Genomic DNA, 17227 nt, shown 5'->3' with positions numbered 1-17227 from the left:
CCGCTAAGATAACCCAATTAACTGTTTGAAGTCCCAGTTCGTATCCAGCACAACCATAGCGGACGTATATCCAGGCGCTATTTTACCCAGTTGATCTGCACGTCCTGCTACTGTAGCCGGGTATAAAGAGGCCATACGTAAAGCCTCTTCCGGTAGTATACAGGCGGCTTTAATACAGTTCAGCACCCCTTTGTGCATGGTCAGCTTCGAACCGGCCAATACCCCCTGTGCGTTATTATAACGATCTGTTTCTTCCACATAGATATAATCACCTTCATTGGTAGCCACAACAGCATCTGTGATCAGGAAGAGCCTTTCTCCCATGATCTTCTTGCTGATCCGCAAAGCGGCAAAATCTACATGTATACCATCAGGTACAATACTGGCGTGTACGCTGGGATGATCATAGATAGCCCCTACCAGACCAGGAGCACGATGCTGGAAAGGAGACATGGCATTGAATAGGTGTGTGGTAGTCGTAATACCGTTGTCAAATGACTGGTAAGCGGTCATATAATCTGCATTGCTATGACCGGCGGATATCAGTATCCCGGCATCCTGCAATCGCTTAACCAGCTCAGCGTCCATACATTCGGGAGCCAGTGTCATCATTTTAATGATGCCTTCACCTTGCTTCAGCAACTGATCAATGTCGGCTGCGGTAGGACGTTTGATATATTGCGGAAGGTGTGCCCCTTTCTTTTCGGCATTGATAAATGGCCCTTCCAGGTGTAATCCCAGTACTCCCTGGCCACCTTCCTGCCAGTATTGGCGCACGGCTTCTATGGATTTGCTGATCACTTCGGAAGAGTGGGTAGGAATGGTAGGCATGAAATACGCAGCGCCGCCTGACTGACAATATTCATAAGTGGCCTTTAAAGTGGCTGTATCAGGCGTTAAAGGAAACAGCTTACCGTTACCTCCGTAAATCTGGAGATCAATAAATGCGGGGGCCAGAATATCGCCTTTCAGATCGGTCAGTTCGGCGGCTTCAGGTACCTGCGCCTGTGGCAGTACATGCTGAATGCGGCCATTTTCTGTGAGTACGGCATAGCCGTCCAGCCATAAGTCTCCTGTGAAGATCCGGGTGTTGATGTAAGCCCTAAGCATTGACTATGTTTTAATTATCTATAGATAACAGTCATAGTCAATACCAGCTGGCATGCTTATGACTGTCGGTTACGCTTCATATAATTCCAGAGGTAAGCCGTCAGGGTCGGTAAAAAAGGTAAACCGTCTGCCAGTGTAGGGATCGGTACGTACAGGCTCGGGAGTGACATTGTACGTTTGAAGATGCGCTATCGCCTTTTCCAGGTTATCTACAGCGAAAGCCAGGTGCCTTAATCCTGCTGCTTCCGGTCCGCTGACTCTTTGCGGCGGATCCGGAAAGGAAAACAATTCAATCACATAATACTCGTTTAATGCCAGGTCCAGCTTGTATGACCGGCGTTCCAGCCGGTATACTTCGCGGATGATCCTGAGACCGAGTACTTCTGTATAAAAACGCTTGCTCTTTTCATAATCAGAGCAAATGATTGCTATATGGTGTAGACCTTTTAACATTAAAAAACCTGGAATTTATCTGCATCCTTCAGGAAAGGAAATTTACTTCTCACTTCTTCCAGGCGGGAGCGTTCAAGTGTAGTGGTAAAGATATCCTCATCGTGTGATTTCTGATAGATGATCTCACCCAGTGGGTCGATCAGGCTGGAATCACCACTGTGATAGATGTTATTACCGTCGTTACCTACCCTGTTCACACCAATCGTATAACATTGATTTTCAATAGCACGTGCATGGATCAGTGCTTTCCATGGCGTACTTCTGCGCTCAGGCCAGTTAGCCACATTGATCAGCACATCGTATGCAGGTTCGCCGGTTTCAGGTGAAATCGCATTCCTGGACCACACGGGGAAACGCAGGTCATAACATACCGTCAGGCACACTTTCCATCCTTTTACGGAGGCGATCAGGCGTTTATCGCCCGCCTGGTAGTGCTCATGCTCACCACCGAAACCAAACAGGTGACGTTTATTGTAAGTACCGAAAACACCGTTAGGCTGCATCCAGATCAGGCGGTTCCAGTATTGGCCATCCTCTTCAATGATCAGACTTCCGGTCAGAATAATGTTCTTTTCGGCAGCCTTCTTCTTCATCCATTGCACAGCAGAACCGTCCATTTTTTGTGCCAGTCTTTCAGGCGCCATACTAAAGCCCGTGCTGAACATTTCCGGCAGCACCACTACTTCGGTTCTTTCCTTGATCGAATCGACCTTTTCGTCGAACATGCGAAGATTCTCGTCAATATTTTCCCAGTTCAGGTTAGTCTGTATGAGCGTTACTTTCAGATCTGACATAGTCAATTAAGAATTAACAATTAAGAAGTAAAAATTAGGAACCATCAGTTTGGATTAATTTTCAGAAGAATACACGGCAATTCCTGCACAATTCTTAATTCTTAATTCTTTAATTCCTAATTAAAATTTGCAAATTATGATTTGCAAATTACGATGACTTCGTTTAAAAAGTATGAAAATTATCCGCTAACTAATCCCCTCCTTTTGCGATTTGTTCAATGACGTCCTGTATAAATTCTGGTTCGTACCCTTTTTGCAGGAGATATTGCATGGTTTTGTACTTCCTTTTGAGGTACTGCTCTCCCTTCAGGGAGGCATATTTCTTCTCCGCCAGGGTATACAGGGTTTTGTCATAGTCCTCTGCGTCGATCTCTTCCATCCCCTTTTTAATACAATAAGCCGATACCTGCCGCTGTTTCAGCTCCATCTGTATCTTCTTACGTCCCCATTGTTTCAGACGGAATTTTCCGCCTGCAAACGCTTTGGCAAAACGTTCCTCGTTCAGGAAGTTGTCGGAGATCAGGGCGGCAATCGCCTCGTCTACCTCCTCGCCTCTTAATCCCAGCTCAAAACATTTGCTTTTCACCTCACTATGGCAACGTTCCTGGTAGGCACAATAGTGACGCAGTTTCAGTATCGCGGAAGCTATCATTCTGTATAAAGAAAAACTGCAAGAGATGGGTTATCCCCCTTCTCTTGCAGTCAGTTATAAGTGCAGTTATTTTTTTACGATCATCAGGCGGGCGTAGTTCAGCATGATCTTCTTTTCACCGCCTGCTTTCGGGAAGTTGACGGTAGCCACCCGGTTATTCATGGGGCCGTCCATCGTGGTAATGGTACCGAAACCGAATTTCTGGTGCTCGACTTCCATACCGGCTTCCATGGTAGCCGGATCGTCCGGTGTGAAGTTAGGAGAAGGAACGTGTGTGCTTGGCATCGCCGTCTGCATCGGTTTTGGCGCCGGACGCGGACCAGCAGGTTGCTGACTGGACTGCGGCGTTTTCTTCTGCATACGGTCAAACATGTTGCCTCCTCCGCTATTACCCCATAGACCGCCGCCGTTGTTAATCGGACTACGGTTTACACCACTGCCGCCTGCATAGCTGCGGTCAATGTATTTTTCCGGCATCTCTTCCAGGAAACGGCTGGATTCATTATTCACCAGCTGTCCGAAGCGATAACGGCTGTTGGCGTATGTCAGGAACAGACGGGATTTCGCACGGGTGATCACCACATAGAACAAACGGCGCTCTTCCTCCAGTTCTTCTCTTGAATTGATGGAAAGACCACTTGGGAAGAGGTTTTCCTCCAGTCCTACGGAGAATACTACCGGGAATTCCAGTCCTTTTGCCGCGTGGATGGTCATCAGTTTCACCACATCACTGTCTTCATCGTTGCCTTTATCGGCATCTGTCAGCAATGTGATCTGCTGCAGATAGCTACCCAGGGATTTTTCTGCTTCCAGCAGTTCACCGTCTTCCGTAGGCGTTTCGGTGAATTCCTTGATGGAGTTCAGCAACTCCTGGATATTTTCGTAGCGGGCCAGGCCCTCTGTTGTTTTATCGTTGAACAGTTCCTTTACGAGATTGGTAGATTTACCCACCTGTAAAGCAATGTCGTAAGCATTATGTTTACCCAGCATTGCCTGGAAACTGCGGATCATGATCACAAACCCTTCGATCGCTTCCAGTGTACCGCTCTTGAATCCGAATTCACGCGCTCTTTCCAGTACATTCCAGAAAGTGATATTCTGGTCATTGGCAATCACGGAGCATTTATCAACGGTTGTTTTACCAATGCCGCGTACAGGATAGTTGATGATACGTTTCAGGCTTTCTTCTTCCTGTGGATTGGTCACAATGCGCAGGTAAGCGATAAAGTCTTTGATTTCTTTACGCTGATAGAAGGACAAGCCACCGAAGATGCGGTAAGGGATGGCCTTACGGCGCAGGTTTTCCTCAAATGCACGGCTTTGCGCGTTCGTGCGGTAGAGGATGGCGAAGTCTCTGTTGGCGTAGTGATTGCGGAGCTTTTGCTCTGCAATGGTATCTGCTACGAACTTACCTTCCTCATTATCCGTCATGGTACGTACCAGCTTGATCTTTTCACCGTCTGCGTTATCTGTCCAGAGGTTCTTTTCGATCTGTCCCTTATTATTCGCAATCACCTCGTTGGCTACGTTAAGGATGGACTTGGTAGAACGGTAGTTCTGCTCCAGTTTTACCACTTTCGCATCATCATAGTCTTTTTCAAACTGGAGGATGTTCTGTATGGTGGCACCGCGGAAGGAATAGATACTCTGTGCATCGTCACCTACCACGCAGATGTTTTCATGCGCAGCGCCCAGTAGTTTGATGATCTCGTACTGAGCCGGGTTGGTATCCTGGTACTCATCGATCATGATATATTTGAACTTATGCTGGTATTTGTGCAGTACTTCCGGGAAGCTTTTCAGCAGCTGGTACATTTTGAAGAGCAGGTCGTCAAAGTCCATGGCGCCGTTCTTAAAACAGCGTTTGGCGTACATATCGTACAGCTTACCGGTCATCGGCCTGTTAGCGCGCATATCTTCCTGCTGTACCGCATAGTCATGCTGATACTCTTCAGGGCCCATAAGGCTGTTTTTAGCCGCAGAAATGCGGTTATATACCAAATTAGGCTTGTAGTGCTTATCGTCCAGATTCTGCTCGTTTATGATGGTTTTAAGCACACTTTTCGCATCGTCAGAATCGTAGATGGTAAAGTCGTTGGGGTAACCGAGCCGGTGTGCTTCTGCTCTGAGCAGTCTGGCAAACACGGAGTGGAAGGTGCCGATGTAGAGGTTACGTGCTTCTGTACCGCCGAGGATCTTTTCCACACGTTCCTTCATTTCACGGGCTGCCTTATTTGTAAATGTCAGCGAAAGGATATTAAACGCGTCTACCCCGTTACGCATGAGGTGAGCGATACGGGTGGTCAACACTTTCGTTTTACCGGAGCCGGCGCCTGCCACGATCATTAGCGGACCATTAATGTGCGCTACTGCCAGCCGTTGCTGCTCGTTCAGTTCATCTAAATAATTTGCCTTCATTCTCTTTATAAAAATCCCTGATTTGCATCAGGAAATGATGTTTGAATATTTAAAAGGGAAGGCATAAAAGTACGAAAGAATGAAGAAAGGGAGAAAAGGAAATCCCTCTCCCCTTTTCAAAAGGGGGTATTAATATCTTGCTATACGGGACTTCAGCATTTTACGCGCGAAATGGATCCGGCTTTTCACCGTACCCAAAGGCTCGTTCAGCATGGCGGCTATTTCGTAATATTTATACCCTTCAAAATAAAGCATGAAAGGTTGTTTAAATATCACGGGCAGATTATACACGGCCATATGAACATCTTTTATACGCAGGTTGGTTTCTGCGGCATTGCCGATGCTGGGTTGTTGTTGGTGTAATAAGAATTCTCCGGCGGAATTGTCGAGCAGACGGAACTGCCTGTTGCCCCGACGATAGTTGTTGATGAAGATATTACGCATAATGGTATACAACCATGCCCTGATATTGGTACCGGCAAGATACTTGTCACGGTTGGCCAGTGCGCGGAAAAGCGTTTCCTGGTAAAGGTCTTTCGCTGATTCTGAATCTTTCGTTAAGGTAACCGCATACGGTCTGAGAAAATCCGCATTTCCCAGTAACAACGTATTGAAATCTGAGGATGACATAATGGTGATCGTTTAAGCATCTGAAATAATTGTTGATTCAGCTGAATAAACCTGCTTTAAGGGAAACAGTCGTTTATGTAAATGTTGATTATCATATGTAAGGGTATTAGTTACTTAAAATGGTTACGTTAGTTAGTCAGTTAGTCTTCACGTAGAATGAACATTCGAATGATACTGGGGATGCAAAGCTTAAAGGCTGCTTTCTCAAACAGAAGTACACATACACATTCTCTTTCCGGATATTTACAAAGACAATATACTTCTCACGATCGTTGCCGGACATAACCCACTCCTGACTTTCCTGAAAAGCCCTGACGATTCCACCTTATGATGTGAGGTGTTTCCATGATTGTACTTTTTGGTTAAGCGTACTGGGGTACTGTTCGTAACTTTTTCTTATGGTCCTTTAACTTGTTTGTTTTCTTATTCTCGACGATTGTTTTCTATTCCCGTTGTTTCAGTATCTGACGGTTAAACGTGCAATTAGTGTTCTCTTAGTTTTTCTATTTTCTTTGGGTACATCAAATACTACAACACACACATCTGAATAGGCTAAATACAATACGAACTAACATTCAACTGACTGACTCTTAACACAATTTAACGAAAGCAATTGTATTTACCAAAAAAACAGGGTGGTATAACATATAAATAATAAACGCTGATTATCACCGGCTTAAACCGGGAAAATCAGCGTTTATTATTATGAAAGATGAGCGGTGTAAAACCTATAAACAGGCGATCTTTCTGACCCTGTTTTCATGACGGCCGCCTTCAAATGGCGTGTCAATGAATACATCTACGATCTGCTTGGCAACGGCATCATCTACAAACCGCGCAGGGATGCACAGTACATTGGCGTTATTGTGAGAACGTGCCAGGCGCGACAACTCTTCTCCCCAGCAGATAGCAGCACGTATACCCTGGTGTTTGTTAGCCGTAATAGCCACGCCATTACCACTACCACATACCAGTATACCAAACGCAGCCTGCTCCCGCTCTACCAGCGTAGCTACCGGATGCGCAAAATCAGGATAATCAGCCGGGTCTTTTGAATGAGCACCTGCGTCCTTTACCTTCAGCCCTTTTCCCTCCAGGTAAGAAATAATCTCTTCCTTATATTCAAATCCCGCATGATCAGCGCCAATAGCTACCGGCAGCGTAAGATTAAATAGTGGTTGTGATGCCATAAAACAAAAATTTAAAAAGTGAAAGTTACAGAAAGCACAACGCGGAATATCCTGTTTATAACAAAGGACATTCCGCGTCTGTTTTAAATTTTATCAGCGTCAGATCAAGACCATTCTTCTGCTTCTTTCTCTGCCTGCTCCATTCCTTTCAACGCTCTGCCCGAAATGTATATGCTAATTTCGTACAAAAGATACAATGGTGTAAATACAATCAGCTGGTCAATTACATCCGGAGGAGTGATCACCGCTGCCAGCACCAGTATCACAACAATCGCGTGCCTGCGGTAAGTACGAAGGAACGTCGGTGTGATAAAGCCGATCTTCGTCAGGAAGAATACCAGTACAGGCAATTCAAACAGAATACCCATACCCAGTACAATCTGTGACATCAATCCGAAATAGTCGTCTATGAAGAACTGGTTAACAGCCCTGTCCGTAACGGTATAACCTGCCAGGAAGTTGATCGTGAACGGCGCCATCAGGAAATAACTGAAAGCGATACCCATGAAAAACTGGAAAGATACCCAGAAGATCACTCCACGCGCACCTTTCAGCTCACGTTCTTTCAGTGCCGGCTTGATAAAGCTCCAGAATTCCCAGAAGATATAAGGGAAGGCCACTACCAGACCAAATATAAATGCCAGTTTGAACTGCAACATTACCTGTCCTACCAGGATATGGTTCTGAAACACAATAGGCACCGGCGTGATACAAAGTTTATCACCCAGGCCAACCAGGTTACCCAGCTTACATAAAGCCACATAAGAAGGGAAAGTTGGATTGGTGGGTCCAAAGATAACATCATCCAGTATCTCCTTTGTGTAAACAAAGCCGAAGATGCTCACCACTATCAGCGCAATGATCGAACGCACTATATGCCAGCGCAGGTCTTCCAGGTGGTCAAAGAAAGACATCTCTGCCTTTTCCTCGTTATTCGAAAAAATTTTCTTGAACATATCAGTTAGTCGGACTGTGATTGATTTTATGCTAAGGAGCACAAATATAGCGGTTGCTTCCAACAAAACAGAGCAACTTACCCTATTAGTAGAAAGTTTTAAGCGAATTTAAAGGTATAAACGCAAGCTCCGGGAGACCGGTAACTATCGCTACCTGCCTGCCGTACGCCCGTCGTAATTATTGTTGATGAAAAAACGCCGTAAACCGGCAGGTGAAGAAGAGAAGATATATAATGAACTTTGAGGTAGGTACAAAAAAAGAGCCAGCCCGAGAAGAATCAAGAGCCGGCCTTTCATCCATTGTTTGTTAACCCCAAAAAAGTTGAATTCGAGAATGTCTTTGTTTCCAGATTCACTTTGCATCCGATTGATGGCAAGCTTTCAAGATGATCGTGTTTCTGGTTACTTTTAAATTTCTATCACAAAAATAGAAAGAAATATGTTATTATCAATGTTGTAACAATTTTTTTTACATCCTTTTAACAAAAATCAAATCATTGTGTTACATCATCTGTAGCAAATGTATAAAATTCGTGTTAAATCCCTACTACTTTTTTTAAATCGTTTTAGCAGGGGCGATGCTAATCAACCGCGAAGCGTCTCATTCACTCTGCAAATATATTAAAAAAAATATCACAATATCAATTCTTGATTTCTTTTATTTTATAAAAAATTAGTAAGCTCTCCTAAATTGTTGAAAAATAAGCAACTAAAACAGCCTATTTCATAGATAAAAAAGTTTAATTTATCTTGAAATATAATCAGAGCACCTTCATCTTCACCATTTCAATCCTCGTTTCAGTAACATTCAATACATCAAACTCATAATCGTCTATGATGATGCGCTCTTTTAAGCGAGGAATCTTCTCGTGGTGATTGATAATATAGCCGGATAATGTCTCACTCTCGTCTTCAGGAAAATCAAAACCATATTTTTCATTCAGATAATCCAGTTCCAGTCGGCCAGAGAAAATATATTCCTTCTCCGCAATCTGCTTTTCCACAAACTCTTCCACGTCATGTTCATCCTTGATCTCACCAAAGATCTCTTCCAGTACATCTTCTATCGTCACAATACCCGCTGTTCCGCCAAATTCATCTACCACCCAGGCAATGCTCCTGTGCTCTTTATTGAACTTACTCAGCAGATCAATAGCGCTCATTGTTTCAGGTACCGCCAATATCGGATGCAGAATAACAGAGATCTCACCCGGACTCTTAAACATATCCAGCTGATGAATATAACCCAGAATATTGTCGATCGTATTTTCGTAAATGATGATCTTCGAGAGTTTGGTTTCAACAAACTTCTGCTGTGCAGCGCCAATAGGACTGCCGATTTCCAACGCTTCTATTTCCTTACGCGGAATCAGACAACCACGGATCTTCACATGCGCCAGTGATAATGCGTTTTCAAACAGCTCTGTATTCAGTTCCTGGTTCTCTGTCATATGTTGTTGGGACTGACGTATAAAATGCTCCACATCCACTCTTGGGAAGGATGTGTCTGTCTCCACAATACGCACGTTGAACAGATATTTCAAAATCCATTCAGAAATAGATACCAGCAGACTGCCTATTACAAACAGCGGCTTGGATAATACGGAAATGGGTAATGCAAAAAAGCTGAGTAACGCTTCCGGCCGTGAACGAAAAATAGCACGGGGAATAAAGAAACCGAAAGTCAGCAGTATCAGTGTGCTCAATACGACATCGATGAACAACAGTACCGGCTGCAGGTTCGTATTCTGCTGGGGAGGTAATACAAGGTTCCATATCGGCTGGAAGAATCCGGCAAAAAGTATCCCATATATCACCACAACAATAGTCAATCCTAACAGACTGGTAGCCAGAAACCGGGAGGGGTTGTCATTAAAACTGGCCAGTATTTTACCGGTAGCGCGCCCCTGTTTCTTCTTCAGCTCAATGCTCAACTTGTTCACATTGGCGAATGCCGTCTCAAGTCCGGCAAAGAAACCTGCCAGCAAAACCAGTGTAGCCAGGATCAGGAGTGTATAAGTATCCATAGAGTTCAAAAGTAAGGAATTATAGATTCCACATAATAGGTACGGTCATTCATTATACAAAGATTGCACCGGAACATTATGTTTACTGTCCGAGGAATCCGGTTACCAGCTTTTTAACCGCTGTATAAGCCGTTTCCAGATCGTCATTCACTACTATTTCGTCAAATTCATGAGAGAAAGACAGCTCGTAACGGGCTTTTCCCAGTCTTTCTTCCAGGGAAGCCTGCGTTTCCGTGCCACGTTCACTCAGTCGTACCCGTAAGGTATCCAGTGTAGGCGGTGCGATAAAAATAGTCAGTACACCCGTGTGATATTTTTCTTTGATGGAAAGAGCCCCCTTCACATCAATATCCACCATTGGCACTTTCTCCTTATCCCATATACGCTGTAACTCTGTTTTCAGGGTACCATAATATTTACCGGCATACACCATCTCATATTCTGCAAACGCGTTGTCATCAATTTTCTGGTGAAAATCATCCAGCGACAGGAAGTAATAATCCCTTCCATGCACTTCATTCTCCCGGGCAGTACGCGTTGTGGCTGAAATAGAAAAAGACAGCTGTGGCAATTCTGACAACAGCTTTTTTACGATGGTGGTTTTACCTGCTCCGGAGGGAGCAGTTATAATAATAATCTTATTGCTCATGTTCTGATCTGATTATCCTGGTTCCGCTATAAATCACAGGCTGCAAGTAATTGGTGCGGGCATTTACCATATTAGAATATGATCGTTCGCGCCAATCTCTTGCAGCCTGTAGTATACCTTATAATACTTTAAATTCTCTTGATGTCTGCACCGAGTTTTCTCAATCGCTCGTCGATGTACTGATAACCGCGATCGATCTGTTCGATGTTCTGAATAGTACTCTTGCCTTCCGCGCTTAATGCCGCGATCAGCAGGGAAACACCCGCACGTATATCCGGAGATGACATGGTAATGCCTCTCAGCGCATGTTGTCTGCCCAGACCAATCACTACTGCACGGTGCGGATCACACAATACGATCTGTGCGCCCATGTCGATCAGTTTGTCTACAAAGAACAATCTGCTCTCAAACATCTTCTGATGTATCATCACGCTACCTTTCGCCTGTGTGGCTACTACCAGCACAATGCTCAGCAGGTCAGGCGTAAATCCTGGCCATGGATGATCCGAGATCGTCAGGATGGAACCATCCAGGAAAGTCTGGATTTCATAACTATCCTGCGCAGGAATATAGATATCATTATCCCTGATCTCCAGGTTGATACCTAACTGACGGAACTTTTCCGGGATAATACCCAGATGCTGTACACCGGCATTCTTGATAGTGATCTCAGACTGCGTCATTGCCGCCAGTCCGATGAAGGAACCTATCTCGATCATATCCGGCAGCATCGCATGACTGCAACCTTTCAGGGAAGAAACACCCTGAATGGTCAGCAGGTTGGATCCGATACCGTTGATGTTGGCACCCATGCTGTTCAGCATTTTGCACAACTGCTGCAGGTAAGGTTCACATGCCGCGTTATAGATCGTCGTTGTTCCGTTGGCCATTACTGCCGCCATCACGATATTGGCAGTGCCGGTCACAGATGGTTCATCCAGCAGCATGTAAGCGCCTTTCAGACCACCGTCTCCCGCTTCCAGACGGAAATAGTTATCGTCATTATCATATACGAACTGCACACCCAGTTTCTCAAAACCGATGATATGCGTATCCAGCCTGCGACGACCAATCTTGTCACCGCCCGGTTTAGGAATATACGCCTTACCAAAGCGTGCCAGCAAAGGACCTGCTATCATAACAGAACCTCTGAGACGTCCGGATTTTTTTTTGAATTCTGCACTCTCCAGATAAGGAAGATTGATCTGGTCAGCCTGAAACTCACAGGTATCACGGCTGATTCTGTTGGTCTTCACACCCATATCCCCGAGCAGCTCTATAAGCAGATTTACATCGAGGATATCCGGGATATTACTGATAGTAACTTTATCAGCTGTCAACAGGACAGCGCTGATAATCTGTAAAGCTTCGTTCTTGGCACCCTGGGGCACAATTTCCCCTTTAAGACGGTTGCCGCCTCTTACTTCGAAAGCACTACTCACTTGTTCCTGTTTTTATTGTATTTGTTGTTATTGTGCTTATTGTTATTCTTCTGATTGTTGCTCTTGAACTTTTGCTGGAAGTTCTTGTTACGTTTGCTGCCACCGCTGCCACCGCCATTGTTGGATGGACGTGGCTGGAATTCAGCATTCGTATTGTAATTAGGCGCGTTGGCCATTGAAGCGGCAGTCGGCGCTGGTGAATGACCCGTCTGGAATTCCAGGCGGCCATCAGTGATACCATTCAGCTCAGCCTTGATAGCATCATCATGAACACTTTCCTTATGCCAGTTGCTATAAGCCAGTTTCATGTAGTTGCCTATACATTGCGTAAAGCCTTCTTTCTTTTCAGGATTATCCTCGTTGATCGCTTTATCGATCACCATTTCCAGGTTTTTACCAAAATGGCGGTTACGGGGATATTTTTTGGGATAACCCAGCGGCTCCGGTCTTGCTCTCAGTGTCTCTCTGGTTGGAATGGGATATGGAGATTCCACATCCAGTTTAAAGTCGGATATCAGAAACAAATGGTCCCATAGCTTATGTCTGAAGTCCTCCACATTACGCAGGTGAGGATTCAGCGTACCCATCAGCTCTATCAGTGACATCGCATTACGTTGACGGTGCTCATTATCCTCGATGCTGAGTACATACTCTATCATCTTTTGGATATTGCGTCCGTACTCCTTCATTATCAAATGGTTACGGGTTGTATTGTATTCCATATCGCTACTTAAAATAATATCTGTGTAAATTTTGAAAGGTAAGATCTGCTTGCGCATTCACAAAGCAACAAAAGCTGATTGGAGAACATCTTTGTACCTGGTCATCGTATCCAGGACGGAATGACTTTTAATGTGAAAGCTACCGTTCCTTGCAAACTTATGAAAAATAGTTCAATTATATCAATAGTTAAATTCGTCGCAAAACAGTTTCCCTGAAACATTCATGGCACAATTTCGTAATACTGCAAGGGGCTGATTTTTCAAAGAAAAAGGTGGACCACTGAAGACTGGGGTAATAAGGCCCTGGAGGTTAACAGGAAACAGATGCCCGTAGGAATAAAGTGACTGTCCCGACCGGGGCCGGGACAGTCACTTCTATTTATTCAAATGCTAGTTTTCCCCAGTTTTCCAGCTCTTCTTCCGTCCAGATCTCGGGGAAGAATACGATACGCTTATGACGCGGAGGCAGATATTGCTGCCAGTTGGTGCCTCCGGTAGCCGCGATATCCTCCGGTTTACGGTTCAGATAACGTACGGCGGATTTATAGTGCATCAGCGGCCATCTCACATTAATGTTCAGGTCGTACTCCTTTAGCAGGGGCATCACCTCTTCCTGTACTTCCTTTGGCAGCTGTTTGTAGCGCAACTGCATATTGTTTTGCTGATAACGCTCTGCCACGAACAGGAAATCGCGCATATACTTCTGCTCAAACTGGCGAAGGGTCAGCGTTTTCTTGCCCGTAGCCAGTTCGGTAGCGCCGCTACGCCAGTAGATATTATCCAGTATTTCTGACAACTCCTTCCCTTTCAGGCCTTCCCGCTGCTGCTCATATACCAGGTTTACCAGTCCGGTAGAGCAGATCTCTATCTTACGGAACTGGCCACTCTGAAATCCGCTGGCCGGTAACAAAGCCATCCTGAACTGCAGGAATTGCTGCTTATCCATACCATCCACCATGATCTCAAAGGAATTGATCAGGTTCCGGAAATAGTTATTGATACGCTTCAGCTGCGTTTTAAACAGATCCGCTGTCAGTTCCGGCGCCTGACATACCTGCTCGATAGCCTGTAAGGTCAGTTTGAAATAAAGCTCCGTGATCTGGTGATAGATAATAAAAATGTTCTCATCCGGTATCGGGGTCCGGGGATGCTGCAGATTTAATAATACATCCAGTTGGATGTAATCCCAATAGGTAAGGTAGTCGGCATAAAGGAGCCCGTCAAGATAAGATGAAAGATCCTGGCCCATTGCGGCATACTTCTCTTCCAGCCGCTTGATTTTGTCAGCGATTTCAGTTGTAACCATGATATAATAAGTAAATTAAAGACCCCTTCCCGGCCGCTCATGCATATATATTTACATATAAGCTGACGGGAAGGGCGCCGGGATTGCTCCCTTATTCCACAACATTAATGGTGCGGTAAAAACTTTCCTCCAGCGATATCAGCGTCTCAGTCCGCTCTATCCCCTTTATCTTCTGCAACTCGTCATGCAATATCCTCCTTAATTGAGTAATATCCTTACAGATGATCTCTGCAAACATACTGTAACTACCCGTCGTATAGTTCAGTCTTACCATCTCGGGGATCTTGCGCAATTCTTTAGCCACAGTGTCATACATGGAACTCTTTTCAAGATAGATACCGATAAAGGCAATCACGTCATAGCCTATCATTTTTAAATCTACATGCAATTTTGTACCTTTAACGATACCCAGTTCTTGCAATTTCTTCATTCTAACGTGGATCGTGCCACCGGAAACGAAAAGCTTCTTCCCGAGGTCAGCGTAGGAGATTTCTGCATTATGCATCATTTCACTGATGATCTGCAAATCTAGTTTGTCAATATTCAAATTGTGGCTCATTTTTACAATTTGTTTTGGAATGTATTAAACCTATATGCAAATATTTGAAAAATTTCGAAAATTCAAAAATTTTTCTTAAAAAATTTGCAAGAAAACGGTTATGTCTTTAGATTTGCATCATAATAGTTCATCAAACGACGGTTTTCTACAAACAGACAGTATCAAAAACTGAACAGATTTGAAAAAATACCGCAAAATTTTGAATAACTAGTTCTTTAAATTGTGGGGTGATGAAACTGGCAGACATGCCCTCTTGTCTCGGGGGTGGGGATCACAGGATAAACACAGCATAATGGGTTGACCACTAATCTTATTTGTGCTGCGGCTAACTGCCTCGTGGAGGTTCGACTCCTTCCCCTACAGCTATTTAAAAGCCTGCTTCCCTATGTGGAGCAGGCTTTTTTGCTTTATTACAGTGCTCAACTCTCCTTTCAGCCACCCGGCTGCATACTCCGCCGGGAAAAACACTATTTTTGCAGCGATGGGACAAAAGAAACTACAACGCTTCGCAGAAATTGAGACCTTTCCGAATGTTTTAATATACCCGGAAGGAATGCCCGGCAACTGGCATACATTCTTTAAAAACGATCATCCGCTTACGCTGGAACTCGCCTGTGGTAAAGGCGATTATACATTGGGCCTCGCCCGTCGCTACCCGGAAAAAAACTTCCTGGGCGTAGACCTCAAAGGAAACCGCATCTGGCGTGGCGCTAAAACCGCTATGGAAGAACCCCTGCCCAACGCCGGCTTCCTCCGCACACAGATCGATAAACTGGCCAACTATTTCGCACCTGGAGAAATTGCAGAAATATGGATCACCTTCCCGGACCCATTCCTCCGCAACTCCAAACAGAAAAAGCGGCTGACACACCCAAAATTCCTTCAGCTGTACCAGCCGCTGCTGGCAAAAGACGGAACAATTAATCTTAAAACAGACTCTCCTGAATTATATATCTTCACAAAAGAAGTGATTGAAGCCGCAGGCTGTATCTTAATAGAAGATATTCCGGACATCTATGCCATGACCGAAGTACCTCCCCTGCTGCAAATCCGTACTTATTATGAAGGAATGCACCTGGAAGACGGCCGCACCATCAGGTACCTGAAATTCAGACTACCCGAAGCCCCGCTCGACTGGCGTGAGATAAAACTGCCTTCTCATGCAGAAGCCACTGAAGGAGACGATTGACTTCTACTATAATGAACAGGGATACATGGTATTCACTGAACATTATCACCTGGAAAGAGGGTACTGCTGCGGGAACGGCTGTAAACACTGTCCCTACGGGTACGATAAAGTACCCGAACCCCGGCGGACCACCCTGCTTACCAACAGGCTGAACAGAGACAAAGAAAAGTAACGTATCTTTCTACTACCTACAGTCCCATTACCTACCGGCTTCAGCCGGTCCTCCCCAAAGGATGGACATGCAGGATGATTAGACAGGAAGGATTTAACGACGACGATTTAAACTTGAAAGATGTACTTTGGGTATCAGGAAGAAAGCATAGAGCAACCAAATAGTCAGACTGAAAACGATAATACCAATTGTCATATGTCGGTACTTAAGCTAAAGCTGGATCATGATCAATTGCTGGAGGATTTCTTTGAATCCACCCATGTCATCGGAATCGTATCCGCCGCACGCGACTATCAACTCTGCTGGCAGATTAATAAGCACATGCACCTCGATTTCCGGATAAATAATTCCCTGGAAATTAACCTCTCCAAAAACAACAGAGCGTTCTATTTCAGCGTTTTTGAGTTTGAGGAGCCAATAAAGTCTTCTGTACACTATTTCTATAATAATCACTGTCAGGCAGAATATCTGCTGCCCGAACTGAAAAATGTAGACTACCTCTGGATGGTCAAAGGAGACTACTATCAGTTAAATGACATCAAAAAATTAATCGACCAGTTACGCCACGTAGAGCTTGTACAATTAGTATCTTTATTGGATATTAGAGAGATTAAGAATAAGATGAACCTCATCTTCTAACCGGCCAGAAACCGGTTTCCTTCACCGAATTACACCCGTGAACAAGGCATTGTTTCATGTTAAAATCCTTTTGTTATGTGGGAAGAAAAAAAGAACCAACTATATAGGTCCTTCGAATTCAAAGACTTCAAAGAAGCATTCGCATTTATGACAAAAGTGGCCCTTATTGCTGAAAAAATGGACCATCACCCCAACTGGACAAATGTTTATAACAAGGTAGAAATATACCTGAATACACATGACGCGGGAGATGTGATCACCGATAAAGACCATAAGCTGGCGAAAGCCATCGATGGGTTGTTGTAAATTTTTATTGACA

The 17227-nt window shown here is 44.6% G+C and carries 18 protein-coding genes; 4 read left to right on the top strand and 14 right to left on the bottom strand.

Going from position 1 to position 17227, the window contains the following annotated elements:
* Positions 1 to 3 precede the first annotated feature (3 nt).
* From nagA to CPIN_RS05000, 14 genes are all read right to left on the bottom strand, one after another.
* A complete protein-coding gene (nagA, locus tag CPIN_RS05065) occupies positions 4 to 1110 on the bottom strand; it encodes an N-acetylglucosamine-6-phosphate deacetylase (RefSeq protein ID WP_012788699.1) in 1107 nt (368 codons plus the stop codon).
* 69 nt (positions 1111 to 1179) lie between these two features.
* Positions 1180 to 1563: an SMU1112c/YaeR family gloxylase I-like metalloprotein gene (gene gloA2, locus CPIN_RS05060; RefSeq protein ID WP_012788698.1), complete on the bottom strand. Its 384-nt coding sequence runs from the start codon at positions 1561 to 1563 to the stop codon at positions 1180 to 1182.
* Positions 1563 to 2357, bottom strand: a complete 795-nt coding sequence (locus tag CPIN_RS05055) for an amidohydrolase (protein WP_012788697.1) — start codon at positions 2355 to 2357, stop codon at positions 1563 to 1565. Before CPIN_RS05055 ends, gloA2 begins: the two co-directional genes overlap by 1 nt.
* Positions 2358 to 2547: 190 nt before the next feature.
* Entirely contained in the window at positions 2548 to 3009 is a 462-nt protein-coding gene (locus CPIN_RS05050) for a regulatory protein RecX (protein WP_012788696.1), read from the bottom strand.
* A gap of 66 nt (positions 3010 to 3075) precedes the next feature.
* A complete protein-coding gene (locus CPIN_RS05045) occupies positions 3076 to 5427 on the bottom strand; it encodes an ATP-dependent helicase (RefSeq protein ID WP_012788695.1) in 2352 nt (783 codons plus the stop codon).
* A 129-nt stretch (positions 5428 to 5556) separates the two neighbouring features.
* Positions 5557 to 6057 carry an RNA polymerase sigma factor gene (locus CPIN_RS05040; protein ID WP_012788694.1) on the bottom strand — a complete coding sequence of 167 codons (501 nt, stop codon included), beginning with the start codon at positions 6055 to 6057 and terminating at the stop codon, positions 5557 to 5559.
* A 728-nt stretch (positions 6058 to 6785) separates the two neighbouring features.
* Positions 6786 to 7247 carry a ribose 5-phosphate isomerase B gene (gene rpiB, locus CPIN_RS05035; RefSeq protein ID WP_012788693.1) on the bottom strand — a complete coding sequence of 154 codons (462 nt, stop codon included), beginning with the start codon at positions 7245 to 7247 and terminating at the stop codon, positions 6786 to 6788.
* A 104-nt stretch (positions 7248 to 7351) separates the two neighbouring features.
* Positions 7352 to 8203 (bottom strand): twin-arginine translocase subunit TatC, encoded by an 852-nt coding sequence (gene tatC / locus CPIN_RS05030; RefSeq protein ID WP_012788692.1) that lies wholly within the window; start codon positions 8201 to 8203, stop codon positions 7352 to 7354.
* A gap of 761 nt (positions 8204 to 8964) precedes the next feature.
* The gene (locus tag CPIN_RS05025; RefSeq protein ID WP_012788691.1) at positions 8965 to 10230 is read right to left on the bottom strand and encodes a hemolysin family protein; all 1266 of its coding nucleotides are present in this window, start codon (positions 10228 to 10230) and stop codon (positions 8965 to 8967) included.
* Positions 10231 to 10312: 82 nt separating this feature from the next.
* Entirely contained in the window at positions 10313 to 10879 is a 567-nt protein-coding gene (gene gmk / locus CPIN_RS05020) for a guanylate kinase (RefSeq protein ID WP_012788690.1), read from the bottom strand.
* Positions 10880 to 11007: 128 nt separating this feature from the next.
* Positions 11008 to 12321: a UDP-N-acetylglucosamine 1-carboxyvinyltransferase gene (murA, locus tag CPIN_RS05015; RefSeq protein WP_012788689.1), complete on the bottom strand. Its 1314-nt coding sequence runs from the start codon at positions 12319 to 12321 to the stop codon at positions 11008 to 11010.
* A complete protein-coding gene (locus tag CPIN_RS05010) occupies positions 12318 to 13043 on the bottom strand; it encodes a DUF4290 domain-containing protein (protein WP_012788688.1) in 726 nt (241 codons plus the stop codon). The genes murA and CPIN_RS05010 overlap by 4 nt, the downstream gene beginning before the upstream one ends.
* Positions 13044 to 13422: 379 nt before the next feature.
* Positions 13423 to 14349, bottom strand: coding sequence for a tryptophan 2,3-dioxygenase family protein (locus CPIN_RS05005; protein ID WP_012788687.1), 927 nt, complete (start codon positions 14347 to 14349; stop codon positions 13423 to 13425).
* 91 nt (positions 14350 to 14440) lie between these two features.
* Complete coding sequence (locus tag CPIN_RS05000) at positions 14441 to 14908, bottom strand: Lrp/AsnC ligand binding domain-containing protein (protein ID WP_012788686.1); 468 nt, start codon at positions 14906 to 14908, stop codon at positions 14441 to 14443.
* Between the two features lie 385 nt (positions 14909 to 15293).
* Between CPIN_RS05000 and trmB the strand changes: the two genes are divergently transcribed.
* The 4 genes from trmB (at position 15294) to CPIN_RS04980 (ending at position 17214) form a co-directional block, all read left to right on the top strand.
* Complete coding sequence (trmB, locus tag CPIN_RS04995) at positions 15294 to 16097, top strand: tRNA (guanosine(46)-N7)-methyltransferase TrmB (protein ID WP_245552084.1); 804 nt, start codon at positions 15294 to 15296, stop codon at positions 16095 to 16097.
* Positions 16069 to 16269: a C1orf53 family protein gene (locus CPIN_RS04990; protein WP_012788684.1), complete on the top strand. Its 201-nt coding sequence runs from the start codon at positions 16069 to 16071 to the stop codon at positions 16267 to 16269. Before trmB ends, CPIN_RS04990 begins: the two co-directional genes overlap by 29 nt.
* Before the next feature lie 195 nt (positions 16270 to 16464).
* On the top strand, positions 16465 to 16908 hold the full coding sequence (locus CPIN_RS04985) for an IPExxxVDY family protein (protein ID WP_012788683.1): 444 nt from the start codon (positions 16465 to 16467) through the stop codon (positions 16906 to 16908).
* A gap of 75 nt (positions 16909 to 16983) precedes the next feature.
* Positions 16984 to 17214, top strand: a complete 231-nt coding sequence (locus CPIN_RS04980; RefSeq protein ID WP_012788682.1) for a 4a-hydroxytetrahydrobiopterin dehydratase — start codon at positions 16984 to 16986, stop codon at positions 17212 to 17214.
* The last annotated feature ends 13 nt before the right edge of the window (positions 17215 to 17227 follow it).

Origin of the sequence: Chitinophaga pinensis DSM 2588, assembly GCF_000024005.1 — a bacterium.
GTDB lineage: Bacteria > Bacteroidota > Bacteroidia > Chitinophagales > Chitinophagaceae > Chitinophaga > Chitinophaga pinensis.
This window is presented reverse-complemented; position numbering and strand designations above follow the sequence as displayed.

Excerpts from the sequence above, each read along its gene's own strand:
- CPIN_RS04985 (WP_012788683.1), top strand. The coding sequence starts at position 16,465 with ATGTCGGTACTTAAGCTAAAGCTGGATCATGATCAATTGCTGGAGGAT.
- gmk (WP_012788690.1), bottom strand. The coding sequence starts at position 10,879 with ATGAGCAATAAGATTATTATTATAACTGCTCCCTCCGGAGCAGGTAAA.
- CPIN_RS05045 (WP_012788695.1), bottom strand. The coding sequence starts at position 5,427 with ATGAAGGCAAATTATTTAGATGAACTGAACGAGCAGCAACGGCTGGCA.
- rpiB (WP_012788693.1), bottom strand. The coding sequence starts at position 7,247 with ATGGCATCACAACCACTATTTAATCTTACGCTGCCGGTAGCTATTGGC.
- CPIN_RS05010 (WP_012788688.1), bottom strand. The coding sequence starts at position 13,043 with ATGGAATACAATACAACCCGTAACCATTTGATAATGAAGGAGTACGGA.
- tatC (WP_012788692.1), bottom strand. The coding sequence starts at position 8,203 with ATGTTCAAGAAAATTTTTTCGAATAACGAGGAAAAGGCAGAGATGTCT.
- CPIN_RS05040 (WP_012788694.1), bottom strand. The coding sequence starts at position 6,057 with ATGTCATCCTCAGATTTCAATACGTTGTTACTGGGAAATGCGGATTTT.
- CPIN_RS05000 (WP_012788686.1), bottom strand. The coding sequence starts at position 14,908 with ATGAGCCACAATTTGAATATTGACAAACTAGATTTGCAGATCATCAGT.
- trmB (WP_245552084.1), top strand. The coding sequence starts at position 15,294 with ATGTGGAGCAGGCTTTTTTGCTTTATTACAGTGCTCAACTCTCCTTTC.
- CPIN_RS04990 (WP_012788684.1), top strand. The coding sequence starts at position 16,069 with ATGCAGAAGCCACTGAAGGAGACGATTGACTTCTACTATAATGAACAG.
- gloA2 (WP_012788698.1), bottom strand. The coding sequence starts at position 1,563 with ATGTTAAAAGGTCTACACCATATAGCAATCATTTGCTCTGATTATGAA.
- nagA (WP_012788699.1), bottom strand. The coding sequence starts at position 1,110 with ATGCTTAGGGCTTACATCAACACCCGGATCTTCACAGGAGACTTATGG.
- CPIN_RS04980 (WP_012788682.1), top strand. The coding sequence starts at position 16,984 with ATGTGGGAAGAAAAAAAGAACCAACTATATAGGTCCTTCGAATTCAAA.
- CPIN_RS05055 (WP_012788697.1), bottom strand. The coding sequence starts at position 2,357 with ATGTCAGATCTGAAAGTAACGCTCATACAGACTAACCTGAACTGGGAA.
- CPIN_RS05050 (WP_012788696.1), bottom strand. The coding sequence starts at position 3,009 with ATGATAGCTTCCGCGATACTGAAACTGCGTCACTATTGTGCCTACCAG.
- CPIN_RS05025 (WP_012788691.1), bottom strand. The coding sequence starts at position 10,230 with ATGGATACTTATACACTCCTGATCCTGGCTACACTGGTTTTGCTGGCA.
- CPIN_RS05005 (WP_012788687.1), bottom strand. The coding sequence starts at position 14,349 with ATGGTTACAACTGAAATCGCTGACAAAATCAAGCGGCTGGAAGAGAAG.